General features: G+C 53.1%; 22 protein-coding genes and 1 pseudogene. 13 read left to right on the top strand and 10 right to left on the bottom strand.

Annotated features, from left to right (window positions below):
- The first annotated feature begins 76 nt into the window (after positions 1-76).
- The 6 genes from RJ38_RS14515 (at position 77) to RJ38_RS14490 (ending at position 6,185) form a co-directional block, all read left to right on the top strand.
- Complete coding sequence (locus RJ38_RS14515) at positions 77-1,210, top strand: carboxylate-amine ligase (RefSeq protein WP_039019596.1); 1,134 nt, start codon at positions 77-79, stop codon at positions 1,208-1,210.
- 115 nt (positions 1,211-1,325) lie between these two features.
- Positions 1,326-2,471 (top strand): acyl-CoA dehydrogenase family protein, encoded by a 1,146-nt coding sequence (locus RJ38_RS14510; protein ID WP_039019595.1) that lies wholly within the window; start codon positions 1,326-1,328, stop codon positions 2,469-2,471.
- Between the two features lie 3 nt (positions 2,472-2,474).
- Positions 2,475-2,828, top strand: coding sequence for a hypothetical protein (locus RJ38_RS14505; RefSeq protein ID WP_052245425.1), 354 nt, complete (start codon positions 2,475-2,477; stop codon positions 2,826-2,828).
- Positions 2,821-3,867, top strand: a complete 1,047-nt coding sequence (locus RJ38_RS14500; RefSeq protein WP_039019594.1) for an enoyl-CoA hydratase/isomerase family protein — start codon at positions 2,821-2,823, stop codon at positions 3,865-3,867. Before RJ38_RS14505 ends, RJ38_RS14500 begins: the two co-directional genes overlap by 8 nt.
- On the top strand, positions 3,864-4,736 hold the full coding sequence (gene mmsB, locus RJ38_RS14495) for a 3-hydroxyisobutyrate dehydrogenase (RefSeq protein WP_039019593.1): 873 nt from the start codon (positions 3,864-3,866) through the stop codon (positions 4,734-4,736). The genes RJ38_RS14500 and mmsB overlap by 4 nt, the downstream gene beginning before the upstream one ends.
- Before the next feature lie 96 nt (positions 4,737-4,832).
- Positions 4,833-6,185 carry an MmgE/PrpD family protein gene (locus RJ38_RS14490; protein ID WP_039019592.1) on the top strand — a complete coding sequence of 451 codons (1,353 nt, stop codon included), beginning with the start codon at positions 4,833-4,835 and terminating at the stop codon, positions 6,183-6,185.
- A 426-nt stretch (positions 6,186-6,611) separates the two neighbouring features.
- Here the strand turns inward: RJ38_RS14490 and uvrA are convergent, their stop codons facing one another.
- Entirely contained in the window at positions 6,612-9,470 is a 2,859-nt protein-coding gene (uvrA, locus tag RJ38_RS14480; protein WP_039019590.1) for an excinuclease ABC subunit UvrA, read from the bottom strand.
- Between the two features lie 190 nt (positions 9,471-9,660).
- Here uvrA and RJ38_RS14475 point away from each other — a divergent pair, with 190 nt between their 5' ends.
- On the top strand, positions 9,661-10,029 hold the full coding sequence (locus tag RJ38_RS14475; RefSeq protein ID WP_039019589.1) for a rhodanese-like domain-containing protein: 369 nt from the start codon (positions 9,661-9,663) through the stop codon (positions 10,027-10,029).
- Positions 10,030-10,068: 39 nt separating this feature from the next.
- On the opposite strand, the gene lpdA is transcribed toward RJ38_RS14475, so the two are convergent.
- The 5 genes from lpdA to RJ38_RS14450 form a co-directional block, all read right to left on the bottom strand.
- Positions 10,069-11,475, bottom strand: coding sequence for a dihydrolipoyl dehydrogenase (gene lpdA / locus RJ38_RS14470; protein WP_039019588.1), 1,407 nt, complete (start codon positions 11,473-11,475; stop codon positions 10,069-10,071).
- 141 nt (positions 11,476-11,616) lie between these two features.
- Complete coding sequence (locus RJ38_RS14465; RefSeq protein WP_039019587.1) at positions 11,617-12,189, bottom strand: DUF924 family protein; 573 nt, start codon at positions 12,187-12,189, stop codon at positions 11,617-11,619.
- A gap of 172 nt (positions 12,190-12,361) precedes the next feature.
- Entirely contained in the window at positions 12,362-13,627 is a 1,266-nt protein-coding gene (locus tag RJ38_RS14460) for an MFS transporter (RefSeq protein WP_039019586.1), read from the bottom strand.
- A gap of 145 nt (positions 13,628-13,772) precedes the next feature.
- Entirely contained in the window at positions 13,773-14,846 is a 1,074-nt protein-coding gene (gene queA, locus RJ38_RS14455; RefSeq protein ID WP_039019585.1) for a tRNA preQ1(34) S-adenosylmethionine ribosyltransferase-isomerase QueA, read from the bottom strand.
- A 153-nt stretch (positions 14,847-14,999) separates the two neighbouring features.
- Positions 15,000-18,491 (bottom strand): YhdP family protein, encoded by a 3,492-nt coding sequence (locus tag RJ38_RS14450; protein ID WP_039019584.1) that lies wholly within the window; start codon positions 18,489-18,491, stop codon positions 15,000-15,002.
- Positions 18,492-18,607: 116 nt separating this feature from the next.
- Here RJ38_RS14450 and bcp point away from each other — a divergent pair, with 116 nt between their 5' ends.
- From bcp to RJ38_RS14430, 4 genes are all read left to right on the top strand, one after another.
- Positions 18,608-19,099 carry a thioredoxin-dependent thiol peroxidase gene (gene bcp, locus RJ38_RS14445; protein ID WP_039019583.1) on the top strand — a complete coding sequence of 164 codons (492 nt, stop codon included), beginning with the start codon at positions 18,608-18,610 and terminating at the stop codon, positions 19,097-19,099.
- Positions 19,096-19,941 (top strand): ferritin-like domain-containing protein, encoded by an 846-nt coding sequence (locus RJ38_RS14440; protein WP_039019582.1) that lies wholly within the window; start codon positions 19,096-19,098, stop codon positions 19,939-19,941. The genes bcp and RJ38_RS14440 overlap by 4 nt, the downstream gene beginning before the upstream one ends.
- A 307-nt stretch (positions 19,942-20,248) precedes the next feature.
- Complete coding sequence (locus RJ38_RS14435; RefSeq protein WP_039019581.1) at positions 20,249-21,562, top strand: M23 family metallopeptidase; 1,314 nt, start codon at positions 20,249-20,251, stop codon at positions 21,560-21,562.
- The gene (locus tag RJ38_RS14430) at positions 21,552-22,049 is read left to right on the top strand and encodes a bactofilin family protein (protein WP_039019580.1); all 498 of its coding nucleotides are present in this window, start codon (positions 21,552-21,554) and stop codon (positions 22,047-22,049) included. The genes RJ38_RS14435 and RJ38_RS14430 overlap by 11 nt, the downstream gene beginning before the upstream one ends.
- Positions 22,050-22,136: 87 nt before the next feature.
- Here the strand turns inward: RJ38_RS14430 and RJ38_RS14425 are convergent, their stop codons facing one another.
- Positions 22,137-22,964, bottom strand: a complete 828-nt coding sequence (locus tag RJ38_RS14425; protein WP_052245424.1) for a DUF2189 domain-containing protein — start codon at positions 22,962-22,964, stop codon at positions 22,137-22,139.
- Between the two features lie 233 nt (positions 22,965-23,197).
- Between RJ38_RS14425 and RJ38_RS14420 the strand changes: the two genes are divergently transcribed.
- Complete coding sequence (locus RJ38_RS14420; RefSeq protein ID WP_039019579.1) at positions 23,198-23,896, top strand: creatininase family protein; 699 nt, start codon at positions 23,198-23,200, stop codon at positions 23,894-23,896.
- Between the two features lies 1 nt (position 23,897).
- On the opposite strand, the gene RJ38_RS14415 is transcribed toward RJ38_RS14420, so the two are convergent.
- From RJ38_RS14415 to RJ38_RS14405, 3 genes and pseudogenes are all read right to left on the bottom strand, one after another.
- A complete protein-coding gene (locus tag RJ38_RS14415) occupies positions 23,898-24,317 on the bottom strand; it encodes a VOC family protein (RefSeq protein ID WP_039019578.1) in 420 nt (139 codons plus the stop codon).
- A gap of 206 nt (positions 24,318-24,523) precedes the next feature.
- A pseudogene (locus RJ38_RS14410) lies at positions 24,524-25,393 on the bottom strand (oxidoreductase).
- A 33-nt stretch (positions 25,394-25,426) separates the two neighbouring features.
- A complete protein-coding gene (locus tag RJ38_RS14405) occupies positions 25,427-25,819 on the bottom strand; it encodes a nuclear transport factor 2 family protein (RefSeq protein WP_039019577.1) in 393 nt (130 codons plus the stop codon).
- Between the two features lie 127 nt (positions 25,820-25,946).
- Here RJ38_RS14405 and RJ38_RS14400 point away from each other — a divergent pair, with 127 nt between their 5' ends.
- Positions 25,947-26,297: a winged helix-turn-helix transcriptional regulator gene (locus RJ38_RS14400; RefSeq protein WP_039019576.1), complete on the top strand. Its 351-nt coding sequence runs from the start codon at positions 25,947-25,949 to the stop codon at positions 26,295-26,297.
- The last annotated feature ends 274 nt before the right edge of the window (positions 26,298-26,571 follow it).

The raw sequence follows: 26,571 nt of genomic DNA, 5'->3' as shown, positions 1-26,571 counted from the left end.
GATGGGGGCAGCGCCCCCTCTCTTGAACTTCCCGCGTCCTCATGCTCAAATCCATAAAACAGTAAGGGGTAAATATATGGCATATCAGGAACCGGATTTCACAATCGGTATTGAAGAAGAATATCTTCTTGTGGACAAGGACAGTCTTGCGCTTGCCCCTGCCCCAGATGATTTCATGGCCCGTTGCGTATCGGAACTTGATGGTCAGGCCAGCCCCGAATTCCTCGCCTGTCAGATTGAGATCGGCACCAAAGTCTGTGCCTCAACACCCGCCGCGCGAGAAGATCTCAAACGTCTGCGCAGCTGTGTCGCTCGGGTCGCGAGCGACTATAACCTCGCGCCCATCGCCGCGTCCTGCCATCCGTTTTCAGATTGGAAAGATCAAACCCACACAGATCGTGAACGATACCAAGTTCTGAAACGTGATCTGGCGGGTGTTGGTTACCGCATGTTAATCTCAGGCATGCATGTGCATGTGGGCATTCCCGCGCCCAATCAACGTATTGATCTGGTCAATCAGCTGACCTATTTCCTGCCACATCTGCTGGCCATGTCGGGGTCATCCCCTTTCTGGCAAGGTCGTGATACGGGCATGAATTCCTATCGTTTGACCGTATTTGACAACCTGCCGCGCACCGGTCTGCCACCGCAATTGGCCAGCTGGGGCGAATATGAACGTTCCGTTGAAACCTTGATAGACACCGGCGTGATTGAGGACAGCTCAAAAATTTGGTGGGATCTGCGCCCAAGCGCGAAATACCCCACAATCGAAAGCCGCATTTGTGACGTTTCCCCCTCGATCAACGGCACGCTTTCCCTTGCCGCCCTCACCCAATGCCTGACGCGGATGCTTTGGCGTCTTGCGCGCAGCAATCAACGTTGGCGCATGTATGATAATTTTCTGATTTCAGAGAACCGCTGGCGTGCGCAACGTTATGGCGTGTCTGAGGGGCTGATTGATTTTGGTGCTGGCCAAATCATTGATTTCAAAACACTCCTTGATGAAATGATCGAGCTTATCCAAGAGGACGCCGAAACATTGGGCGCATTGCAAGACATTGAAAATGCGCGTGATTTCATCACACATGGCACCGCATCTGATCGTCAACGCGATGTGTACAACACCTCTATCAAGGCTGGAAAACCCAAGGATGAGGCCCTGCGCGATGTGGTCAGCTGGCTGACAGAAGCCTTCCACGATGGCTTGTAAAAACAACAAAAAGTGACGTCGGGTTTTGCGCTCTGGTGGCATTGCAAAACTCCTGTAACAATCGTTAATTAAACACGTGTTCAGTTAGATTGCTTGACCCCCACGGGAGGAAACCATGGATTTCGCGCTTACCGAAGAACAGACCTTAATTTACGATATGGCTAAGGGCTTTGCCGATGAACATATCGCGCCATTTGCCCAGGAATGGGAAGCTGCCGGCACCGTGCCAAAAGAACTCTGGGGCAAGATGGCGGAACTTGGGTTCGGCGGGTTGTATGTGTCGGAAAAAAATGGTGGTTCTGGCCTTACACGTCTGGACGCAACCCTTGTATTTGAAGCACTTTCATCCGCCTGCCCCGCAGTTGCGGCTTGGCTGTCGATCCACAATATGTGCGCCGCGATGCTCGATAAATTCGCAAATCAACATGTGATCGATACATGGCTTAAACCTGCTGTGAACATGGAGAAATTCTTTGCTTATGCCCTGACGGAACCGGGATCAGGATCAGACGCCGCCGCGTTGAAAACCCGCGCAGATTTGGTGGGCAATGAATATGTTCTGAATGGTTCCAAAGCCTTCATTTCCGGAGCGGGTTATGCGGACGCTTACGTCGTCATGTGTCGCACCGGCAGTGACGGGCCAAAAGGTGTTTCCACCGTGGTTGTCGACAATGGCACCGAAGGCCTCAGCTTTGGCGCGCTTGAAAGAAAGATGGGTTGGCATGCCCAAGAAACCCGTCAGGTGCAGTTTGACGATTGCAAAATCCCCACGACAAACCTTGTGGGGGAAGAAGGCCGCGGCTTTTCCTATGCCATGGCTGGGCTAGATGGCGGGCGCTTGAATATCTCATCTTGTTCACTTGGGGCTGCGCAAACGGCTTTGACCAAAACCCTTGAATATATGGGCGAACGCCAGGCTTTTGGCAAATCTATCGACCAATTTCAAGCCTTGCAATTTCGTCTGGCTGACATGGAAATCGAGCTTCAAGCCGCCCGTGTGTTCCTGCGCCAAGCCGCCTGGAAACTGGATCAAGGCGCACCGGATGCCACCAAATTCTGTGCCATGGCGAAACGTTTCGTGACCGAAACTGGGTCGCAAGTGGCCAATGGCTGCCTGCAATTGCATGGCGGATATGGCTATCTTTCGGACTATGGAATTGAAAAACTGGTGCGTGATTTACGGGTGCATGAAATCCTGGAAGGCACCAATGAAATCATGCGCATGATCGTCGCGCGTCAACTTTTAGCGGAACGTGGTTAAGGTATGTGGAAGCAAGTAAAAATCGCATTTCGGCGGCATGAATACTGGGTGATAAGAACCGCCCAAAAAATTCCGTTCTTAGCGATATTTATCTTTGCTACACTCACTATCTGGATCATTCCACTCTTGCCCCTGATCGTGCTGATTTCTCTACCCATGGCGGTAGAGAGCCTGTGGATTGGCATTCCTTGGGCCATCTTGATGCTATTTCTCGCGATGGCAGGCATGTTCTTCGTAGCCCCTTGGTACTTCCGCTGGTGTTTCATATGCTTCGGATTAATGCGCGGGCGCACAGAAATTGCCGAGAACAAAGAAAATGAACTCAAGGAAACCCTGATGAGACTAGCACATGTCTGACATCCATATCCGCACTGAAGGTCAAGCCGGCCGCATCACCCTGACCCGACCTAAAGCATTGAACGCGCTTGGTTATCAGATGGCGCTTGATGTTGAAAAAGCCCTTGATGCATGGCGCAATGATGACGCGGTGAAGTTGATCCTTCTAGACGCAGAGGGTGATCGCGCCTTTTGCGCCGGTGGTGATATTCAGGAAATGTATGACACCGCCAAGGCGGGCGATTTCGAATATGGTCGAAAGTTCTGGCGCGACGAATACCGCATGAACGCCAAAATGTTTGAATTCCCCAAACCCGTGGTCAGCCTGATGCAGGGTTTCACCATGGGCGGCGGCGTTGGCATCGGCTGTCATGGCTCGCATCGCGTGGTTTGTGACAGTTCGCGCATCGCCATGCCGGAATGTGGCATTGGGCTTATACCGGATGTGGGCGGCACGTTAATCCTGGCCAACGCCCCGGGTCGCATGGGCGAATATATTGGCATGACAGGCGTTCACTTGGGCGCAGCGGATGCAATATATGCTGGTTTTGCGGACTATTACATCGCGCAAGATACTTGGCCTGACCTGATCAAACAGCTCTGTGATACGGGTGATGTTCAACGGATTGATCAAAGCGCGACACAGGCCCCCGAAGGACAACTTACCGCGATCCAAAGCGAAGTTAATCGTCACTTTGCAGGCGAAACTGCCGTGGATATTTTGCACAGCCTTGAAACAGACGACAGCGAATTTGCCGCCAAAGCGACCAAAACATTGCGCCGCAATTCCCCCCTGGCCATCGCTGCGACGGTTGAACTTGTCCACCGCGCGCGTGGCGTTAAAGGCATTCGCGGGGCACTGACGCAGGAATATCGTTTCACCCATCGCGCGGCGTCTGACGGTGACTTTATCGAAGGCATTCGCGCCCAAATCATTGACAAAGATCGCAACCCATCTTGGAAGCAGGCAAGTGTTGAAGATCTAAATCCAATGGAAGTCACAAAAATGCTGATGCCGGTGCCCGGTGTCAAAGTCGAATTTGAAGGAATCGAACCATGAAAATCGGATTTATCGGCCTTGGTAACATGGGCCACCACATGGCACGCAACTTGGCCGCTGCGGGTCACGCGGTTACGGGTTTTGACCTTAGCGCACCCTGCCCCGAAGGAGTCCTGAAAGCCGACAGCGCCGCGGGTGTCGCAGCGGACGCAGATGTGGTTGTCACCATGTTGCCCAATGGCGCGATCCTGCAATCTGTCGCGGCCGAAATCATCCCGGCCATGCCCACAGGAGCGGTTTTGTGTGATTGTTCGACTGTGGACGTTGAAAGCGCGCGTATCGTTGCACAAAATGCTGCAAATGCTGGCCTTTTGGCCGTGGATGCGCCGGTTTCTGGTGGCATTGGTGGCGCAGATGCCGGCACGTTGACCTTCATGGCGGGTGGCACAGATGATAGTTTCGCAAAAGTGTCCGATCTGTTTGATATCATGGGACAAAAAGCCGTTCACTGTGGTGAATCCGGTGCAGGACAAGCGGCGAAAATCTGCAATAATATGATCCTTGGCATTACCATGGCGGGCACTTGCGAAGCCTTCGCCTTGGCGGATAAACTTGGTCTTGATCGCCAGAAAATGTTCGACGTTGTCAGCACCTCTTCCGGCTACTCCTGGACGATGAACGCCTATTGCCCTGCCCCTGGGGTTGGCCCACAAAGCCCGGCCGACAATGATTACAAACCTGGTTTCGCGGCCGAACTGATGCTCAAAGATTTACGCCTGTCCCAGCAAGCCGCTGTTGCTGCGGATGCAGACACCCCCATGGGCGAACGCGCGACCGAGCTTTATTCAACCTTCGTGGATGATGAAGATGGCCTTGGGATGGATTTTTCAGCCATGCTGCCACGATTTGAAAAACGCGGTCGCGGGTAACACGTTATTTGCGACAAAAATAACGTCGCGAATGGTCTTTACGGGTCACGGTCACACTCTCACAATGGTCTTAACGCATCATTCATGAGGCCCGCCGTGACCCTTTCTTTCGCCGATTTCGCCAGCTCCCTGACCTATGACGACCTTCCACCAGAGGTGCTAAAAGTGCTACGGCGCAGCTTCACCGACACAATGGGCGTCGCGGCGATCGGCTCCACCACGGAAATGTCACAGGCCGCCTATCAGGGCGCTTGTGCCATGTTCGGCGCGACCCACACTGGACGCGCACGGGTCATGATGCGTGGCACCGAATTGTCGCCTGCGGGCGCGGCCATGGCCAATGCCTTCACCGTTGATTCCGTCGATGCCCATGATGGCACCTCGCCCTGTAAAGGCCACGCGGGCAGTGCAATTTTCCCAGCGTTGATGGCCGTCGCCGATGCCGAAGCCAGCCTTGGCCGGCCGGTAGATGGCGAAACATTCGCCATGCTTCTGGCCCTGGCCTATGAGGTCAGCTATCGCGCGGGCCTCGCCCAACACGCGACCTGCGCCGATTACCACACATCTGGTGCCTGGACCGCAGTCGGTGTCGCTGTTGCCGTGGCGCGTATGTTGGGTCTAGACCGCGAACAAATCCGCCACGCCGCTGGCATCGCCGAATACCACGGCCCGCGCAGCCAGATGATGCGTTGTATCGACTTTCCAACCATGCTGCGTGATGGCGTTGGCTGGGGCGCCCCGACCGGTGTCACCGCCGCATATCTGGCCCAGGCCGGGTTTACCGGCGCGCCTGCTTTGACCTGTGAAGGCGAAGACGAAGCACCGTTTTGGGCAGACCTTGGAGACGCCTGGCGCTTGGTCGAAGACACACATTACAAACCCTACCCTTGCTGTCGCTGGTCCCATCCATCTGTCGATGCGGTGGCCGATTTGATGCGCGAACACGACCTACACCACAACCAAGTCGCATCCGTTGAAATCAAAACCTTTCACAACGCAACCCGCCTTGCAGGCCATGCCCCTGCAAGCCTTGATGAATTCGCCTATGGCATTGCTTTCCCCGTGGCTACAATGATTGTGCGCGGTCAAATCGGCGTCACAGAACTGACCGATGACACACTACAAGACCCTGATATTAAACGCATTTCCAGTGCTACCACATTGGTTGACGACCCTCATTACACGAAGATCAGCGTCGGGAAACGTTGGGCCGAGGCATCGATGACCTTAACCGATGGTCGCACGATCAACGCAGCGCCCCGCACCCCGCGCGGCGACACGGACCTACCATTAACCGATCAAGACATAAGCGAGAAGTTCCATCTTTTTGCAGACCCGGTTCTGGGCGAGAAACGCGCAACCGAGATCGAAAAACTCAGCGGTCGCTTCGACAGCCTAACCGCCGACGAACTGCAAAAATTGCACAGCCTCTGCCTGACATCCACATAAGGACAACGTCGCCAACCCATTCTGTTCATTAAGTTTCCAGTTTGAAAAAACGAATTATTCCGCTGGGCCGGTTGTCTCCCCTTCTTTTGGCATCAAATTTAGGGGCAGCGACGGCAATACAGACACCGTGATCAGTTTCAATTTTTCGCCAAATACTGCGTCACAACAAATGCATGCACTGATTTGAACCAGCAATAACAAGCCCCCCGATGGAACCGTCCTGACCGTCACGTCTGAATTCAACACATCTGGGGGGATTACCCAACGACGTGAAAGCGAAAAGCTGATATTCAGAAGCGACAAAAACGACAAACCGCTTTGCATGCCCCAAAGCCCCCGCCAAAGCGCCGCAGAACCACTGGGCTTGATCCAAAGACCATCATGCGTTGAAAACGGGCGCTGCGTCTTACTGCAGCCCCGCTCAGGTTATTCAGCAGCCAAAGTCTTCCCCACCAGCATTTCCTTCAGGTAACGCCCAGTGTGACTGCGGGGCTCCATCGCGACATTTTCTGGGGTTCCAGCCACCACAAGTTCACCACCGCCATCGCCACCTTCAGGGCCGATATCAAGGATCCAGTCTGCGGTTTTCACCACGTCAAGATTATGTTCGATCACCACAACAGAATTGCCTTGATCCACCAATTCGTGAAGTACTTCCAATAACTTACGCACATCCTCAAAGTGTAGACCCGTGGTTGGTTCATCCAGAATATACAACGTGCGCCCCGTGGAACGTTTCGCCAATTCCTTAGACAATTTCACCCGCTGCGCCTCGCCGCCAGACAGTGTGGTCGCCTGTTGACCGACCTTGATATAGCCAAGCCCAACGCGCATCAGCGCTTCCATTTTATCGCGAATGGGTGGCACCGCATCAAAGAATTTCCGTGCATCTTCCACGGTCATATCCAGGACATCCGCGATGCTTTTGCCCTTAAATTTGACCTCTAAGGTTTCACGGTTGTAACGCGCCCCATCACAGGTTTCACACGTCACATAGACATCGGGCAAGAAGTGCATTTCGATCTTGATCACCCCATCGCCCTGACAGGCCTCGCACCGCCCGCCTTTGACGTTAAAGCTGAAACGCCCAGGTTTGTACCCCCGCGCGCGACTTTCCGGCAGTCCCGCAAACCAATCCCGGATCGGCGTAAACGCCCCCGTATAGGTCGCAGGGTTTGAACGTGGCGTGCGCCCAATGGGCCGCTGATCAATGTCGATCACCTTGTCCAAATGTTCCAACCCCTTGATGCTTTCACAAGGCGCAGGTGTTTGACGCGCCCCGTTCAATTGCATCGACGCGGTCTTGAACAGCGTCTCAATCGTCAGGGTCGATTTCCCGCCCCCTGATACGCCGGTCACACAGGTAAATTTGCCCAAAGGAAAATCCGCCGTGACCTTCTTCAAATTATTGCCTGTTGCCTTTTTTACCGTAACTTTCTTACCATTACCTTTACGCCGTTCACTGGGCACCGCGATCTCTCGGATCCCCGTAAGGTACTGGCCTGTCACGGAAACTGGGTCTGCGCAAATCTCAGCAGGTGTGCCCTGGGCCACCACCTGCCCCCCGTGCACCCCGGCCCCCGGGCCGATATCAAAGACATAATCCGCCTCGCGGATTGCTTCTTCGTCATGTTCAACCACAATCACAGTATTGCCCTGATCACGCAGATTTTTCAGCGTCGTCAAAAGCCGTCCGTTGTCGCGCTGATGCAGGCCGATGGATGGTTCATCCAAGACATAAAGCACCCCCGTCAGGCCTGATCCGATCTGACTGGCAAGGCGAATACGTTGGCTTTCACCACCGGAAAGCGTGCCGGAATTACGCGACAAAGACAGGTATTCCAGCCCCACATTGTTCAAAAACCCCAAACGTTCGCGGATTTCTTTCACAATGGCACGGGCGATTTCTGCCTTTTGTTTTGTCATCGAGTCGGACGCATCGGTGATCCAAGCCAAAGCCTCGCGGATCGACATCTGAACCACTTGGCCAACATGCAGCCCTGCGATCTGAACCGCCAAGGCTTCGTCCCGCAGGCGATACCCATCGCAGGCTTCACAAGATCGGTTGTTTTGATAACGTTCAAATTCCTCGCGGATATAATTACTATCCGTTTCGCGATAGCGCCGTTCCATATTGGGCACGACGCCTTCAAAACTGCGCGAGATTTCATAGACACGGCCACTGTCATCATAACGAAACGCGATTTCGTCCCCGTCAGAACCGTAAAGAAATACTTGCTGAACATGCTTCGGCAGGTCTTTCCATGGGGTCTTGGGATCGAATTCGTAATGTTTTGCAATGGCTTCGATCGTTTGCAAGAAATAGGGTGATTTCCCCTTGCGCCAGGGTGCAATTGCACCGTCTGACAGACGCAAGGATTGGTCTGGAACCATCAGACGTTCGTCAAAAAACAGCTCAACCCCTAGGCCATCACATTCAGGGCAAGCCCCAAAAGGCGCGTTGAATGAAAACAGACGTGGTTCGATCTCAGGGATTGTGAAGCCACTGACAGGACAGGCAAAATTCTCGCTAAATGTGAAACGTTCCGGGTCAGCTTCCTTAGGTGCCGTTTCCAGAATTGCAATCCCATCCGCCAGATCAAGTGCTGTGCGGAAACTGTCGGCAAGACGTGTTTCCATGCCTTCGCGCACAACGATCCGGTCTACGACAACGTCAATGTCATGGCGGTATTTCTTGTCCAACGTCGGTGGTTCATCCAGTTCATAGAACGTGCCGTCGACTTTCACCCGTTGGAAACCTTGCTTGCGCAATTCAAGAAATTCTTTCCTATATTCACCTTTGCGATCACGGATGATTGGCGCCAGCAAATAGCCACGCAACCCATCTTCCATGCCCATCACACGATCGACCATATCTTGAACTTGCTGGGCCTCAATCGGCTTGCCTGTGGCCGGGGAATATGGCGTTCCCGCGCGTGCAAAAAGCAGGCGCAAATAGTCGTAAATCTCGGTCACAGTTCCAACGGTGGACCGCGGGTTCTTAGAGGTGGTTTTCTGTTCAATCGAGATCGCAGGCGACAGGCCCGAGATATGATCAACGTCAGGTTTTTGCATCATATCAAGGAATTGACGGGCATATGCACTTAGACTTTCGACATAACGCCGCTGCCCTTCCGCATAGATCGTGTCAAAGGCAAGGCTGGATTTTCCCGACCCCGACAGACCCGTGATCACCACCAATTGATCACGCGGAATATCCACATCGATGGACTTGAGATTATGTTCGCGCGCACCACGCACTTCGATCTTCTTTAACTCGGCCATTTCCGCCCCCGTTTGAACAGGTACAGAGATAGGGGATTAACCTTGTAACGCCAAGGGTAAAATTAGAACTAAAAGTGAACAAAGAGGTGACTACTGACAATGTGACGCCCATGATGACAATATCACAGACGTTTCAACACAGCCGGTTCATCCTAAAGGGAATGAACAAGCCAAGAATGAGACCCCGAATATGTTTAACTTCCTCAAAGCGATCAGTGCCGGAAAGATTAACACGTCAACGGCAATGGAACGGATAAACGCAAGGCAGTTGACCCTGATAGACGTCCGGGATCCAAGCGAAGTGTTAAGGACAGGTATCGCCAGTGCGGCCCTCCATATCCCAATGGGATCATTAGAGGAACTCGCGAACCCAGCGCGTAAATCCTGTCACCAAGCTTTATGCTTTGACACGCCTGTCGCGCTTTACTGTGCCTCGGGTGCCCGATCGGGCATAGCGGCGCAAACCCTGCGCAACATGGGATATAAGGAAGTTCACAATTTTGGAAGTTTAACCGATTGGCAACGCGCCGGTGGAGCGCTCAGCACCCGGAAACTTTGAAAGTTTCCGGGACGTTTTCTTTGTAAGAAAACGGTTGACTTACATGTGAATGGCACGGCCATAGGCATCCAAAACGCTTTCGTGCATCATCTCTGACAGAGTTGGGTGCGGGAAGACTGTGTGCATGAGATCTTCTTCTGTGGTCTCAAGTTGACGCCCAATAACGTAACCTTGGATCATCTCAGTCACTTCCGCGCCCACCATATGCGCCCCCAGAAGTTCGCCAGTTTTGGCATCAAACACAGTTTTCACCATGCCTTCAGGTTCACCTAACGCAATGGCTTTCCCATTGCCAACAAAGGGAAAACGCCCAACTTTCACGTCAAAGCCCAGCTCTTTTGCCTTGGCTTCAGTGTAACCCACGCTGGCCACTTGTGGATGACAATAGATACAGCCTGCAATGCTTTCTGGACGCACGGCATGCACCTTTTGACCCGCGATCTTTTCGGCAACCATCACACCTTCATGGCTGGCCTTATGGGCAAGCCAAGGCGCGCCAGCGATATCACCAATTGCATACAAACCAGGCACCCCGGTTTCGCAATATTCATTCACGACAACATGGGTGCGATCGATTTTCACGCCTAATTCTTCAAGGCCCAAACCTTCAACATTACCAACGATACCGACGGCGGAAATGACAGTGTCAAATTCCTGTTTCTCAACCTTGCCACCGATTTCAATATGCGCTGTCACCTTATCTGCCGCGCGATCCAGCTGTTTAACCATGGCTTTTTCCATGATCTTCATGCCTTGTTTCACGAACTGCTTCTTCGCAAAGGCTGAAATTTCAGCGTCTTCTACCGGCAAAACGCGGTCCATGACTTCCACGACAGTGGTGTCCGCCCCAAGCGTATTAAAGAAGCTCGCGAACTCGATGCCAATCGCGCCAGAGCCAATCACCAGAAGTTTCTTTGGCATATGCGGCGGGTTCAGCGCGTCTTTATAGGTCCAAACCCGTTTGCTATCGGCCTCAAGCCCAGGCAATTCACGCGCCCGCGCACCGGTCGCAAGGATAATATCTTTGCCTTTGACGACCTGCACACCCTTATCAGTGGTGACAGTAACCTCGCCCCTTGCGGTGATCTTGGCCGTGCCCATGACCACGTCGATTTTGTTTTTCTTCATCAAATGGCCAATGCCACCAGACAGCTGCGCAGCCACACCGCGCGAACGTTTCACAACCTTATCAAGGTCATAACCTATTTTGTCTGCGGAAAGCCCATAATCGCCCGCGTGCTGCATCAGGTGAAACACTTCGGCAGAACGCAACAAAGCTTTCGTCGGGATACAGCCCCAGTTCAGGCAGATCCCGCCCAAATGTTCGCGTTCTACAATCGCGACCTTCTTTCCAAGCTGCGCCGCGCGGATCGCGGCCACATATCCCCCGGGACCAGCGCCCACAACAACAACATCATAAGCAGCTTGAGCGGGTTTAGCAGACATAGAGAGACTCCGAGTAAAAATGATAGTTTGATATTAAACTATATTCTCGAAGGTTTCAATATCCCTGTAAAAAGGCCAAAAACAGAAAACCGCCCCTGAGAGTATCCCTCAGAGGCGGCCCCTAGATCACATGATCCCTAATTACGTGCGCACTGCATCCACAGCTGTGCTATAGCCACCTTCCGCAAGGAAAGCTGCTTCTGGAACAGTCACTTGGCGTTCCAGCACGTCATTTCGATATGGGAAACGACCAAAACGGCGGATCACTTCGCGATGCGCCTTGGCATGCAGAAGGTTGCCCTCGCCGGCTTCCGGCATCCGTGTCAGCATCAGGCGCACACAGCGTTCTTGATCCGCAAGGCATTCAGAATGCATTAACGGCATATAGATGAACTGTCGTTGAGGTTCATCAATGCGCAAATCCCAGCCCTTATCGATGGCCTTCTTCGCGATTTTGCGGGCCAATACATCGGTGGAAAATGCTTTACTTGACCCACGGAACATATTGCGCGGAAACTGATCCAGCAGGATCAACAGCGCAAGCGTGCTTTCCGGCTTACACGTCCAGTCGCAAAGCTTGCCATCACGGCCAGCTTCCCATGTTGTTTCGAATTTCTCGCGGATTTCGGCGTCAAGCGCCTCTCCACCCATATACCAGTCGCTTGGCTTCTTCTCTGTCAGCCAAAACGACAGAACCTCTTCTGGGGTATGCATCCGGACCCTCCTCCATACGCATGTTGCCTACTCACTACAGGAATGAGCGTTACAAAAGTTTTACACAGATACAATGGGAAACCAGTTCATCTCCGTCAAATAGTTGCCTGTATGCGACGAATGTACAAACGTTAGCGCCAACAGTCACCTTGGCGCTAACGTTTTGGGAATATTAAGCAGTGTTTTCTTCTTCGGCCGCTTCTTCTTGCGCTTCGATGAAGACCTCTTGCGCGACCTCAACCGCAACGGCCGTCGCGGATTGAAGAACCGGCGCCCAGGTGCCGCTGTCTTCAACGCTAACGGTTGGACGCTGTGTCATCCGATAAACGGCGTAGCCTGACAGGAAGGTCATCAACACGCCGATGTAGACATAGAACCCTTCCGGCCCGAACACCTGCATTGCCCACCCCGTCACAACCGGACCTGCAATTGCACCAAGCCCGTTGGCAAACACCAAACCACCAGAGGCCGCCGCCATGTCTTCGGGATCAAGAAAGTCATTGGTGTGCGCAATCGCCAGACCATAAAGCGGGTTGGACATGCCACCAATAATAAAGGCCGCCACCAGAAGGATCTCAAACTGCCCGCCGGCCAAATAGCCAATGACCGTCCCAATCACACCAAATCCCGATACGATGCCGATCAATTGGCGGCGGTCCATGCGATCTGAAATCCACCCGATAGGATATTGCAGAACCATCGCACCAATATAAAGCGTTGAGACAAAGATCGATAGCTCGCCGATGCTCATGCCGACCTGCGTCGCATAAACCGCCCCCATACCAAATTGCGCAGCAAAAATCCCGCCCAAGACGGCCACAGAAACGCAGCCCAATGGGGACCGCTGGAACAGCTCTTTGACGGTCATCGCCTTGGCGGTTTCAAAGGCGGGTGTTGGGCTGATGGACAGTAAAATCGGCGCAAATGAGATCGAAACCAACACGGATGAGATCACAAACAATGTATATCCGCCGGTGTCAGCCACGTTCAAAATACCCTGTGCGGATACAATCCCGATCATCTGGACAATTAGATAAAGCGACAGGGATTTGCCCCGGTTTTCATTTGAAGATGCGTTGTTCAGCCAGCTTTCCGCCGTCACATACACGCCCGAGAAACAGAACCCGATGATGATCCGGCCAATGGTCCATGCAACAGGGTTTGTCATCGTTGGGTAAAGGATCAAGACGGCCGAAATGAACGACGCAAGAGCCGCAAACACCCGTACGTGCCCCACGCGACGGATCATGCCTGGGGCCATACGCGATCCACCGAGGAAGCCCAAGAAATAGCCCGACATAATGATCGACAGCGAGAATGTAGAGAACTCATTCGCAGTACCAACCACACCCAACAGAGAACCTTGCAGGCCATTTCCGACCATCAACAGACCCATGCCTAGCAGCAGCGCCCAAGAGCTTTTCAGAACTTCAAACATCGCGTTTCCTTAGTGAACTGCCCCCAGACAAATGGCGTGGGGGAACATATTTTGCCCGAGCCTTACTACGGCGCGGAATGCGAAACCGTACAGGAACGACTAATTATAGTCGCCTTCGGGCATTTTGTCGCATTTCATATATTTGTTAATCGCTCGGCAATAAAAGCGAGCTGTCGCCATAGGAAAAGAACCGATACCCATCCGCAATCGCATGATTATAGATGCGCTTCATCTCGTCCACGCCCATAAGGGCAGACACCAACATCATCAGGGTCGATTTCGGCAAGTGGAAGTTGGTCATCAATCCATCCGCCACCTTAAAGTCAAAGCCCGGCGTGATGAAAATATCGGTTTCATCTGCGAAAACTGCGATTTCACCACTGGCCCGCGCCGCACTTTCAATCAGGCGCAATGCTGTGGTGCCCACGGGGATCACACGGCCCCCGGCGGCTTTGGTGGCTTTAATTTCATCAACGGCAATCGCTGACACTTCACCCCATTCCGCATGCATTTTATGGTCACGCACATCATCAACCTTCACCGGCAAAAATGTGCCCGCGCCGACATGCAAGGTAACATGAGTGAACTCAACACCGATTTGCGCAAGTTTGTCCAACAACTTTTGATCAAAATGCAAGCTCGCTGTTGGCGCGGCCACCGCACCGGAATTGCGCGCAAAAACAGTTTGATAGTCGGTATTGTCTTGGTCATCAGCCGCGCGTTTCGCCGCAATGTAAGGCGGCAAGGGCATCTGGCCGGCTTTTTGCAAAGCTGCATCAAAATCCGCACCGCTCGCGTTGAATTCAAGCAAGGCCGCGCCATCGTCACGCCCGGTTACACGGGCCATAAACCCGTCACCGAACTCAATATCTTCGCCGTCTTTCACTTTACGCAAAGGTTTTAGCAAAGCGCGCCATCCCCCGGAAACCTCGCCAGAGGGTTCCAACAAAGTGACTTCGATTTTTGCGCTGACACGCCCCTGTGCACTGTCGCGAAACCGCTGCCCTGACAGGCGTGCAGGGATAACTTTTGTGTCGTTCAGAACCAATCGATCGCCGGCGCGCAAGAACTGACACAGATCATAAACATGGTGGTCAGACAGCGCCATATCAACACCCTGCCCCTGCGCCAGTAACAAACGCGAGGCAGTACGCGGCACCGCAGGGCGCGTCGCGATCAAGTCTTCAGGAAGTGCGAAATCAAAGTCAGAAAGTTTCATGCGCCTCCTTTGCGACATTCTGCCAAAACTGGCAAGTTTAGAATACAAAGCCCAAAGAACTAGAAAACTAGAAAACTAGAAAACTAGAAAACTAGAAAACTAGAAAACTAGAAAACTAGAAAACTAGAAAACTAGTTTACTCGCCTTGCAAGCCTATTCAACCGGGTCTACTGGCGCTTGAGGCGGTTTTCCTCGGAAAATATCACGTAGAATTCCTGGGGTTAAAAACGACAACGGATTCACCCGCACCTTGGGGTCATCTGCAGTGCCCTTAAGTCGGTAATTGAACCCAAACAACCCCTCTCCACGGCGTGACACAGCAGCGCCCACGCCATTCAAAAGATAGATTGGCGACACCACGCCCCGCATATCAAGTTCGGTGGTGCCCAAGGTATAAATCCCCTCCATAGACACCCCAAGCGACGCACCAACAGCACTGCCCTGTAGCAGGTTCACATGACTTGGCGTCATGATAAATTCGGACCTGACCTTGGCAAATCGGATCCCATCACCGTTCAACTGCTGCAGCAATCCAACAACAGAAATCGCACCCAACATATCCGCCAAAGCAGGCGCCCCACGGACTTTCACATTCTCAGCGGTCAACTGCCCATCATAATGCCCATCCTGTGCACGCGGCACCAAAAGCAAATCCATCGTGCCATCAAACAGTTTTGTAAACACCCCAGCGGCCCGCAAGACCGCTCCCGTGTCATTGCTTTGGATCCGCACAGAAGTGCCTTGCGCGCTTGGCGTCAAGCGCCCATTGACGGGCGCAACCCCGTTCACAAGGCCCGTGAACTCACCATTTAAGGCCGGGGATGTGTTCAGCATGCCGCGCATATTGTGCAGGGCGATACTGTCCGTCACCTGCAAGCGATCAAGCGCTAATGTGATCGGCGTATTTACACTGCCCGTGCCGCCACTGCCCCCCTGCCCAAATGTGGTACGTCGAATATCAACGCGTCCACCAAGCACCGAAATCGCTGGGCTCTCGCCCCGTCCACGGGCGGTCAATGTTACCGGCGCATCCAGCCAGTTTCCCACCGTCACACGTTCAAAACGCGCTTCGCGGAAACTGTTATTTTCATTCAAAACGACAGAACCAACGGCATTCAACCCACTGCTTTCAAGCCGCAGCTGATCAATGCGTACGGGGGATCCCAAACGGCCGGTGACTTCAAGACCACCGCCAGCGCCCCGTGGCTTTGACCAACCGATTTCACTGATCCGCAATCCGGCGCCACGCAGGTCCGAACTCAACCGCATCCGGGGCGCTTCACCACGATTAAGCGCAATTTCAAACTCTCCCAGGGTCTCGCCCCGCAGAAATCCATTGGGCAAAGCGATACCAAATTCATCCAAAAACGCATTATTCAGGGTAACCTGTCCCGACACCGACGAAGTCCCAGCGTTTTCCTGAGCAAGGCTTTGCCGCCAAAGCGCGTCAAAACGAGCGCCCCCCCGACTGTTTTCATGTGACGCAATTCGCCCTGCACCAGAGATTTCCAAATGGTCATTATTGGCAAAAAATCGCATGCCGTCACCAAGGATCCATTTGCCCGGCACCACTTGATCAGAACGCATATTATGCAAAACCGCACGTGCCTCAAACGGGACATCGACCGCTTGTAACCCGTTGCGCAACGGCACGGTGATATCCGCCGACACCGTCGCAGACCCTTGCGCCAGATCAATCGGGAGACCCGCCTTGGTCAAGAACTCAAACGGTTTTTGATCCAGCAAGGACGTCACCGCAGTGATCCCCGCACGCGCCTGCAACGCTACGTGCAAATCTGGGGGGCTGAGTTCGACATCGTCGATGGTGATGACCGAACCACCAATTGCCAAGGCACCGCCTTCTGGTGGGGTGACTTGACCTTGGTTCGCGACCAAAACAAAGCGATTGTTATGCAGGCTTCCATAGCCAACCCCGCCGCTGATCAACGGCATCTGACGCATGAAACGTACCTGTGCATCTGAAAAGCCAAACTGCAGCGACACCGCTGGTTTTTCACCTGGCTTCAGTCGAAAGGCAGCATTCGCTGGTCCAATATCACCTGAAATTATATTGTCATCCAACCACTTACGCGTGTTTGGGGATGCGACCACAGGCCAAAGCGCCACAACAGATCGCGCGTCCAATTGGTCAAGTTCCACATCCACGGCCACCTGCCACCCCCCTGGCTTGGCAGCCACGGTTCCGCGCGCAATGACGTGACCATCACCATGTTGCAACATCGCCTGCCCAAGTGTCAGCGTGAAAGGGTTCAGCTCAATGCGCATATCCACCGCACCGCGTTCCAGCGTCACCGGGGCCTCAAAAATCCCATCTGGGCTAACCTCAAGCGCGCTGACCTGGAACTGACCCAGAATCACATTCGGCAAGCCATTGGTCACATCACGTAAATATCCTTGGCCTGTCATCTCAAAACTGCCGTAATCCGTCGCAACGGACAATTCGTCAAACCGCAGGGTCTGTTCTGACGGATCAAAACTAAAGTAGGCGCGCGCACCGTCAAATCCCACGGGCAGCGTGTCTTCCGTCGGCTTCAAAGCCCCCGCCCCGATATCAAGCGTGCCATCGGTTGATGACAACACCCCTTCTTCGTCGATTTCCGCCCGGATCGCCGCCGAGACAGGTGCATCCAACACGTCAAGCCACGCCAAAGCCGGTGCCTGAGACGCGAAATCAGATGCAGGCAATCCAATCACATTGGTGGCCAAGATTGCACGCCGCGACCCTTTGAAAGAGGTGAAGGAAACAGCCGCTTGCGCCGGGATGTCTTCACCATATAACAGCTGAAACCCGAGGCGCAGCTCAAGTTTATCTTCCTGTTGGGTCAACTCAAACGCGCCACCATTTGCGATCCAAAACTTCGCTGCACGCACGTCTTCATACTGAAACGTAATGTCTTCCGCTCGCATTTCACGCACGGATGAAAGCTCTGGTGTTTCAAAGATTTCATCAATTGAATCAAGAATATCTGCCAAGTTCCCGCTGCCGGACAGCTGGCTGTCCCCCTGCGTGTCCAGCGCGATATTAAAGCGACCTTCAGGGTCACGACGCAAAGACAAAAAGCCACCATTCACGGAAACATCTAAGGGGGCGACGGTTGCGCGCAACAGTTCACGCCGCGACAGAGTCACATGAATATTGCGAAACTCGGCAATGGGCAAATTGGTTTGATCAGCCAGCGCCAAGCTTTCAATGCGGATTTGTGGTTGCCAATCTTCGGTCAAAATCACATCGACCCGTCCAAGATCCATCTGCCCGCCCGCAAGGGAGTTGCCCAACACCTTTTCCACCCGCGTTGACAGAAACTCTGGGGCCTTCACTGCGCGCCCAGAAATCAGCGCCAGCGACAACGGCACAACGATCGCCAACACAGAGAACAGGATCAACAGACTAAAAATAGTGCCGTGACGTTTGCGCCAAGGTTTTTTTGGTTTCTTGGGTTTGCGCCGCCATTTCTTGCGGCGTTCGGGCAAATGCGGCTGAAGTGTCGCCATCAATTGTTCTGGCCGCACGTCGTCAACGGCCGGTCCCGCACCCTGATCTGAACCATCAGCCACATCTAAAGACGCAGGTAAATCCTGCGCATTTTTTGGTGTATCACTGTGGTCGTGTTCGGGGGTCGTCATCCCGGCTCCGATTGATCCTCATCAGCGCTGCGACGGGCGCAGTACGGGTTTCGCTTTAACTTCGCGCGTGGCGCGCTAAAACGGAACTTAAATCTTTGTGAAGGGAAGACACCCACATGCCAACCGAAAACACAGCAAACCTCGTACAAATTGGCGAAAAAGCGCCTGATTTCACGCTGCCAACCGACAATTCGGGTGAGATCACGCTGTCGAACCTTCAAGGCCAAACCGTGGTTTTATTTTTCTACCCCAAAGACAACACCCCCGGTTGTACGCGTGAAGCTTGCGAATTTTCCACGGATAAGGCGCAATTTGATGCCGCAGGTGCACGTGTTTTTGGTATCTCAAAAGACAGCCTTAAGAAGCATGAGAACTTCCGCAAAAAACACGATCTGACCATCCCGCTATTGTCTGATCTCGACGGTGATGTCTGTGAACGTTATGGCGTTTGGAAAGAAAAAAAGATGTATGGCAAGGTCTTTTGGGGGATCGAACGCACAACAGTCGTGATCAAAGCAGACGGAACAATCGCCAAGATCTGGCCTAAAGTGAAAGTGCCCGGCCATGTGGACGAGGTCCTCGCTGAGGTGAAGGGCCTGTCCGCATGACCTCATCACCGAATGCAACACCCCAGCTCACCTTAACTGAAATGGCTGTCGACGTTTTGAACTGCGCCGATGGCCGCGAAAAATGCGCACGCAGCCTTGCCCATGCGAAAACTTGGTTCGCAATGCGTGAAAGCGGCGCCCTGCCCGACATTGGCAATTGCCCCCCACCAGACACCCCAGGTCGTCCTGAGCGCCCCGAGCTTTTATCACCACGCGACGTGCCCCGGCGCAAACCCGGAACCCCGGACGGTCGGATCGCATTGCTCCACGCCGTGGCCCATATTGAGCTCAATGCAGTTGACTTGCATTGGGACATTATCGCGCGGTTTTCCCAGGTGAAAATGCCCGCAGGATATTATGATGATTGGGTCAAGGCCGCATCTGAAGAAAGCAATCATTTCAATATGATATGTGACTGCTTGGAACGGTTGGGCAGTCACTATGGCGCTTTGGCAGCCCATGCGGGCATGTGGCGTGCCGCCCAAGACACTGCCGATGACTTCATGGGGCGTTTGGCGGTGGTCCCCATGGTTCTTGAAGCGCGCGGCCTGGATGTGACCCCAGGCATGATCGACATTTTCAAACGCGCCAAAGATCATGAAAGCGTCTCAGCACTTGAAGTGATATATGCCGAAGAAGTCGGCCACGTCGCCTATGGATCCAAATGGTTTCACTTCCTATGCGGCCGCCATGAACTGGACCCAAAAGACGAATTCCACCGGCTTGTTCGTAAGTATTTTCACGGGTTGTTGCGACCGCCCTTCAACGAAGAAAAACGGGCGGATGCGGGACTTCCCCCGGATTTCTACTGGCCGCTGACCGAAGAACTGCCCGAAGCATAGTCGCAAAAATACGCATAATTACGGGTGCTTCCGGTGCTTTCTTAACCAAGAAACGGCGAGAAATTGCCGCCTATGGGCAATTTTCACCGTTTCGCATCCTTATACGCTGAAACTTCTTGCCCCAACGCCGCGCCAAGGGTAACAGATTACCAACGCCTTATCCTGTGGGACCAGGACGGCAATGAGGGGTTTGATCAGGAGGCACCACCGCAGCCTTTTTGAACCGGGGACAGAAATTTTCAGTCATGCCGATCAAACGGCACGTCTGAGCGGGCAGAAATGCTCAAGTATAACGGGTTAACCAAACGTGGCATTTTCAAAGCTGAACTCTTTGCTGGAAAAACGTTTTCCAGATAGGCGCATCTTTTTGCGTTCGGATACCGAAACACGTTTCATTCGCCTCTCTCCCCTTGCCCAAGTCACCGCCCTTACGGGTGTCACATTGACGTTTTCCTGGACTGTCCTCGCCACTGCCTTTTTGCTGATCGACAACATTGGTGCAGGTTCTGTGCGCGATCAAAGCCAGCGCGAAAAAGTTCTATACGAAGATCGTCTGAATACATTATCGACCGAACGTGACCAGCGTGCCGCTGAATCCTTAGCCGCGCAGACACGTTTCAATTCGGCTCTTGCTGAAGTTTCAGCCATGCAAAGCCAACTTCTGCGTGCCCAGGATCGTCGCCGCGAATTGGAAACCGGCATTGAAGTGATCCAAGCAACGCTGAACACGGTTTTGAAAGATCGTGACAACGCCCGGAACGAAGTTGCAAATCTCAGTGCAGAATTGCAAGGCAACACCGGCTCTGCGCGCACCGAAGCCTCAAGCATTGCAGATGTCCAGAACACCCTTGATTTCCTGTCCACAGCCCTTGCAGATACGGCGGGCGAACGTGACCGGATCGCAGGATTTGCTGCAGCCCATGAAAACACGGTTAAAGACCTGATGTTTGAGGCCCAATTGGTCGAACAACGCAATGACCGCATTTTTCAGCAGCTTGAAGATGCTGTAACGGTTTCATTGAAACCTTTGGATGAAATGTTCCGCGCTGTTGGCCAAGATCCAGATCGTTTGATTGAATCCGTACGTCGTGGATATTCTGGTCTTGGCGGCCCATTAACGCCACTTTTGGTGCCTGGTGCGGACGGCACGATCGACCCCGATAGCATGCGCGCCAATGCCATCTTACGTGAGATGGATCGCGTTAACCTTTATCGTATTGCCGCACAGAAGGCTCCGTTTGCGATGCCTGTGACCGGCAACTTCCGTTTCACATCCGGGTTTGGCAGCCGCTGGGGACGGATGCACAACGGATCTGACTTTGCCGGGGCCCATGGCACCCCGATTTACGCAACGGCTGATGGCGTTGTGATACATGCTGGGTGGCAGTCGGGCTATGGCCGGCTGGTAAAGATTCAGCATGATTTTGGTATCGAAACCCGCTATGCACACCAAAGCCGTCTCGTTGTACGTGCCGGTGAACGCGTGACGCGTGGTCAAAAAATAGGTGAAATGGGGAATACTGGTCGTTCGACCGGCACCCATCTGCACTATGAAATCCGCGTTGGCGGAACCCCCGTCAATCCCATGAACTATATCAGGGCAGCACAAGATGTTTTCTAAAAGCAAAATCAACGAACCAGGCCCAAAAGCTGGTTCTGACGGCACCGCAAAACCAGCAGTGGCTGAAAAACCAACGATGCCACCACGCGCATCCGATCCCGCACCTGCGCCTAAAGCGAAACCACCTGCGTCGCAGCTGTCATCCGACCTGCACATCACAGGCAATCTGAAAACCACTGGTGACATCCAGATCGAAGGTCAAATTGATGGCGACATCCGTGCCCATCTTCTGACCGTTGGTGAAGGTGCAACTGTGCGTGGCGAAGTTGTTGCGGATGACGTTGTGGTCAACGGCCGTGTCATCGGTCGTGTGCGTGGCTTGAAAGTCCGCCTGACATCCACTGCGCGCGTTGAAGGTGACATCATTCACAAAACCATCGCGATTGAATCCGGTGCTCATTTTGAAGGTTCCGTGCAGCGTCAAGATGATCCGCTGAACGCATCTGCAAATGCAAAACCACCAGTTGTCACTAAAACTGAAGGCTAACTTAAGTTAGCCATGAAATACAAAAAGGGCGTCCAATGTGGGCGCCCTTTTTGCTTTGTTCAGTCCTGCATACCCAGGCCTTGCGCTTTACTTGGCTGAGTTTTCAGGTTTCGCTTCACGCGTGCGTTGACGACGCGTCACAGGGATCAAAGCTTGGCGATACAAGTGCCAAGACGCATGCCCTAGGATAGGCAACACGATCAGCAGCCCGATAAAACCTGACAACATCCCAAGCAGCGTGAACAGCCCCACCAGTAGCCCCCAAAACATCATCACACCAAAATTTGCGGCAACCGTTTGCACGGATAAAATCATCGCAGTGACATAATCCATCTCAAGGTCCAACAGCATCGGCAAGGTCATGACCGTAATCGAGAACAAAAAGAACGACAAAGCAGCCCCAACACCCGTGCCAAACAACAACATGATCAAGCCACTTCCGGTGGTGAAGAACGTGGGATCCGATACGTTCACCAATGACATGGTCCCCAAAAACAGTGCAAAGATCATATGGGCGATGAAGAACCAGAATAGAAATATAAAGATCACAATCGCGCATACAGACGGGATTTGACGATCTTTTTGACGCCAGATAACCCCCAGGATTTCACGCCATTCCAATGACAATCCCGCCTCGATCCGGTGACTGACCTCATACATGCCAATCGCCGCAAATGGGCCAATCAACGGAAAACCAAACACCGCCAGAACCAGCCAGTAACTTTGCCCGGTCGCCATGGTGATCAACGTCATAATCCAACCCGCAACCACATAGATCGCCGCAAAGAACAGGCCAAAGGCTGGCGCTTTTCGAAAATCGGAAAACCCTCGCGCCAATGCGGCCTTAAGCGTTGAAATCTGCACTTCCGCAATATCTGGCCGCGGAGAAGCCTCTGGCAAAATTTGCTCAGTCATAGCTACGTTCTTCCCGTTGTGCATCAGGTTCGCGCGTGCCCCTCGCGGCCTTATCACTCGGCCACTGTCCACCCTGTCGCTGTTTCACCCCAAGCTAACAAGCGACGCAATGTCGCGCCAGCTTTTTTGACGCAGGGACAACAGAAGCAAAGGTCGCCAACGCTGCGTCATTGCATCTCGCGACAAGCGCGGGCAATCTGATACATGAACAGGTTCAGAAACAGAGGCAACGGATGGATATCAGTCAATCAAGTTGGGAAGATGTCGAAACCTATCTGCAATCCAATGACTGCGCGGTTGTGCCCTTTGGTTGCACCGAACAACATGGTGCCCTGTCGCTTGCCACGGATACTTTGCTTGCCCATCGCGTCGCCCTAGAGGCCGCAGCCCCCCTTGGCATCCCCGTATTCCCGCCCCTGACCTATGGCATCACGCCCAATCTCACGGCATATCCCGGCACGATATCTTTACGGTTTGAAACCGCCATCGCGCTGCTACGTGACATTTTGGATGGTCTCTATCATCAAGGGTTTCGCCGGATCGTCATCGTAAACGGTCATGGCGGCAATATCCCGATGGAAGGGTTTTGCCGGGAATGGCTGGCGGATCATCCCAAGGCCCGCTTACGTTTTCACAATTGGTGGCTGGCCGCCCCAGTGCTTGACTACATCCAAAGCCTTGATCCCGATGCAAGCCATGCATCCTGGATGGAAAACTTCCATTTCACGCGGCTGCCCCACCGCCCTGTTCCCACGGGTCACAAACCCCCAGTGGACCCAGAGCACACCAAAGACCGCCCGCCCCAGGCTGTCCGTGACCTACTTGGTGATGGTGTGTTTGGCGGTGACTACCAACGCAGCCAAGCGGAGGAAGATCATCTCTGGTCCCTTGGTGTGGAAACCACGCGTGCGAAAATCACCGATGATTGGTAACTCAGTGCCCGTCGCGCCCAGGTTCAGTCGGATCACTTGAGAACAATGCGACCTTATTGCCTTGAGGATCGCGCAGGTAGCACACATAGAAATGCGGGCCATAGGCGTCTCGAAACCCTGGCGGCCCCTCATCATGGCCGCCCGCCGCAAGCGCTGCCGCGTGCAGCGTCCGAACCTGTTGCTGATTGCCTGCCTCAAATGCGACCATCGCCCCATTCCCAGCCGAGGCAGCCCGCCCATTGAACGTCGGCTTCACATAGAAATCAGGCAACACAGGCCGCTGCCCTGCCTCTAGCGGTAAGGCGTAGCTCAGCCCCTCAGCCCCCTCGACCAGCCCATATCCCAAGTCCGGCAGGAAGGCCCCATAGAACTGTTTCGCCAGCGCAATATCATCTGCACCAACCGTGACATAAGCAATCATAGACCCATTCCCTTCAAACGCCCTCGATTTCAGACAAACCCAAGCCAAAACCCAATGCAACTATACTCCAAATCACGCGGCAAAACGTCCCTTATTTTGCCCTCCCCATCAACGATCATTCGCACATGCATACACACAAAAATACAGCCTCTCTCGGCTCTGCGATCGACCGGAAACAGGTTGCCCATGGTCGGGCAACCCAGCCTTTATGACATCGAATATTCAACGCCGGTTTCTCGTAACGCATACTCCCAGAGCTGTGCGCCTATCGACTCATCCTGCGCATATTCCGTCATCACGGCAGGCGCGGGAAAACCGTTGACCTCGTTTTCGCCATCTGGCCCGGTATAGGAGAACTTTCCAACCGGTTCAGTTGCGGCAAATAGGGTTGGGAATGCACCTTGATTTGCACTCATGTAGTTCACGGTTTCGATCATTTCTGGACGATCCGTGCGCAGCAGTTCAGTTTTGCTGACACCGGGATGACAGGCGGCAGATATGACATGACTTCCCGCCGCATCACTGCGTCGCTGCAATTCCTGCGCAAAGATCAGATCGGCCACTTTGCTTTGCCCATATTCACGGAATTTATTGAACGGTTTTTCCAACTTTAGATTGTCAAAATCAATCACACCATCACGATGCGCCATACTGCTAAGCGTGACAACACGACCATGTTTAGAAGCATTTAGACGCGGGAACAGCAGGGCTGTCAGAACGAAATGGCCGATGAAATTGACGCCGAACTGGGCCTCAAACCCATCGACAGTCTTGCTTGGCGGGGGGAACATGATACCGGCATTGTTGATCAAAATATCAAGTTTTTACCCAGACGCCAGGAAGCCGTCCGCAAAGGATTTGATTGCCGCGATGCTGTTAAGATCAATCACCGCGATGTCCAGATCCGCCTTCGGCACCTGGGCCAATATGTCTGCACGCGCGGTGTTCAACTTGTCTTCGCTGCGCCCCGCTATGATCACATGTGCCGATTTTTTCGCCAGCTCCAATGCGGTTTCAAAGCCAAGCCCCGTGTTGGCCCCGGTGATCAGAAAGGTCTTGCCCCCCTGATCGGTCATTTTTTCTGCTGTCCAGTTCATCGTCTTCCCCGATCACATGCCAAAGGTTGTTTTTGCGTGGTGCGTGTCCATATATTCTTTCATCCGAGCAATCTTGCCGTCGCGCAGGGTGAATAGAAAGTGATAGCTGTTGTCATATTGCGATCCCATGGCCGTCTGCGCAACCATGCGGGCTTCGGCGGCGACTTTGTCCCCCTCCGCAATCATGCCTGAAACGCTAAATTCGGCCCCGTTGGGGAACAGATCAGCACCACCTGCGAAGAACCCAAGAAAGAATTCTTTGTCGTGTTCGCCTGCGGTTTGCAAATACTCGGGCTTGCCCGCGATCCACCAGCTGAAATCATCGGTGATCAGTGTCGTAAGTTTTGCCACGTCCGACAGGCGCATTGTTTCAATGAAATTTGCGACCAGTTCTTTGTTTTCCATTATGACTTCTCCTCATGTTTGATGAATAGGAATTGCTTATATCACTATCTATTTGCAAGAAGGCACATGATTGGTTACTAAGGACACAAAGGTAAGTAATACACAAAATAAGGCGGAAAATTTGGGCATGCGTGAAAAAACATTAGAAGAATACATGCATTGCCCCTTTCATCTTGCCATGACCATCCTTGAGGGAAAGTGGAAGTTCGCGATCCTATACGTGCTGTCACGCCGTGGGACGTTACGCTTTAAAGAGTTAGAAAAAGCCATCCCTGAGATTTCGACCCGCATGTTGACCAAAGATCTAAAGCTGCTGGAAGCGAAGGGTGTCGTGCATCGCCAAGCCTATGCCACCATCCCGCCAAAGGTCGAATACTCCCTCACGGAGGTCGGTCATTCTATTGAGCCGGTGATCGCGAGCATCACAAAATGGGGCGAAGATTACATTCACGATCGATTGAACAATTCAAATTTATAGACATCCGGTGATGGCCTTACGAAAGCTTCATTCAAAGGGATTGTTGCGTCCCTCTAAACAAACGTTCCACAGATTCTGATAAGAGAAAACGTTCCACAGATTCTGATAAGAGAAAACGTTCCACAGATTCTGATAAGAGAAGAAGCAGTGGCCCAATCATATTCGCACGTAAGAGCAGTAGCGTTGGGCTGGCTGCAGTCATAGCTTTGCTTGAAAGAACACCATATTTGGCTGGGCAGCATAGATATATGAGCAGCCTTGAGGTTCGCCGTTC

It is taken from the genome of Halocynthiibacter namhaensis (assembly GCF_000812685.1).
Lineage (GTDB): Bacteria > Pseudomonadota > Alphaproteobacteria > Rhodobacterales > Rhodobacteraceae > Halocynthiibacter > Halocynthiibacter namhaensis.
This window is presented reverse-complemented; position numbering and strand designations above follow the sequence as displayed.

Excerpts from the sequence above, each read along its gene's own strand:
- mmsB (WP_039019593.1), top strand. The coding sequence starts at position 3,864 with ATGAAAATCGGATTTATCGGCCTTGGTAACATGGGCCACCACATGGCA.
- RJ38_RS14420 (WP_039019579.1), top strand. The coding sequence starts at position 23,198 with ATGGATATCAGTCAATCAAGTTGGGAAGATGTCGAAACCTATCTGCAA.
- RJ38_RS14440 (WP_039019582.1), top strand. The coding sequence starts at position 19,096 with ATGACCTCATCACCGAATGCAACACCCCAGCTCACCTTAACTGAAATG.
- RJ38_RS14515 (WP_039019596.1), top strand. The coding sequence starts at position 77 with ATGGCATATCAGGAACCGGATTTCACAATCGGTATTGAAGAAGAATAT.
- RJ38_RS14405 (WP_039019577.1), bottom strand. The coding sequence starts at position 25,819 with ATGGAAAACAAAGAACTGGTCGCAAATTTCATTGAAACAATGCGCCTG.
- RJ38_RS14430 (WP_039019580.1), top strand. The coding sequence starts at position 21,552 with ATGTTTTCTAAAAGCAAAATCAACGAACCAGGCCCAAAAGCTGGTTCT.
- lpdA (WP_039019588.1), bottom strand. The coding sequence starts at position 11,475 with ATGTCTGCTAAACCCGCTCAAGCTGCTTATGATGTTGTTGTTGTGGGC.
- RJ38_RS14510 (WP_039019595.1), top strand. The coding sequence starts at position 1,326 with ATGGATTTCGCGCTTACCGAAGAACAGACCTTAATTTACGATATGGCT.
- RJ38_RS14400 (WP_039019576.1), top strand. The coding sequence starts at position 25,947 with ATGCGTGAAAAAACATTAGAAGAATACATGCATTGCCCCTTTCATCTT.
- RJ38_RS14415 (WP_039019578.1), bottom strand. The coding sequence starts at position 24,317 with ATGATTGCTTATGTCACGGTTGGTGCAGATGATATTGCGCTGGCGAAA.
- RJ38_RS14505 (WP_052245425.1), top strand. The coding sequence starts at position 2,475 with ATGTGGAAGCAAGTAAAAATCGCATTTCGGCGGCATGAATACTGGGTG.
- RJ38_RS14465 (WP_039019587.1), bottom strand. The coding sequence starts at position 12,189 with ATGCATACCCCAGAAGAGGTTCTGTCGTTTTGGCTGACAGAGAAGAAG.
- RJ38_RS14500 (WP_039019594.1), top strand. The coding sequence starts at position 2,821 with ATGTCTGACATCCATATCCGCACTGAAGGTCAAGCCGGCCGCATCACC.
- RJ38_RS14460 (WP_039019586.1), bottom strand. The coding sequence starts at position 13,627 with ATGTTTGAAGTTCTGAAAAGCTCTTGGGCGCTGCTGCTAGGCATGGGT.
- bcp (WP_039019583.1), top strand. The coding sequence starts at position 18,608 with ATGCCAACCGAAAACACAGCAAACCTCGTACAAATTGGCGAAAAAGCG.
- RJ38_RS14450 (WP_039019584.1), bottom strand. The coding sequence starts at position 18,491 with ATGACGACCCCCGAACACGACCACAGTGATACACCAAAAAATGCGCAG.
- RJ38_RS14425 (WP_052245424.1), bottom strand. The coding sequence starts at position 22,964 with ATGACTGAGCAAATTTTGCCAGAGGCTTCTCCGCGGCCAGATATTGCG.
- RJ38_RS14475 (WP_039019589.1), top strand. The coding sequence starts at position 9,661 with ATGTTTAACTTCCTCAAAGCGATCAGTGCCGGAAAGATTAACACGTCA.
- queA (WP_039019585.1), bottom strand. The coding sequence starts at position 14,846 with ATGAAACTTTCTGACTTTGATTTCGCACTTCCTGAAGACTTGATCGCG.
- uvrA (WP_039019590.1), bottom strand. The coding sequence starts at position 9,470 with ATGGCCGAGTTAAAGAAGATCGAAGTGCGTGGTGCGCGCGAACATAAT.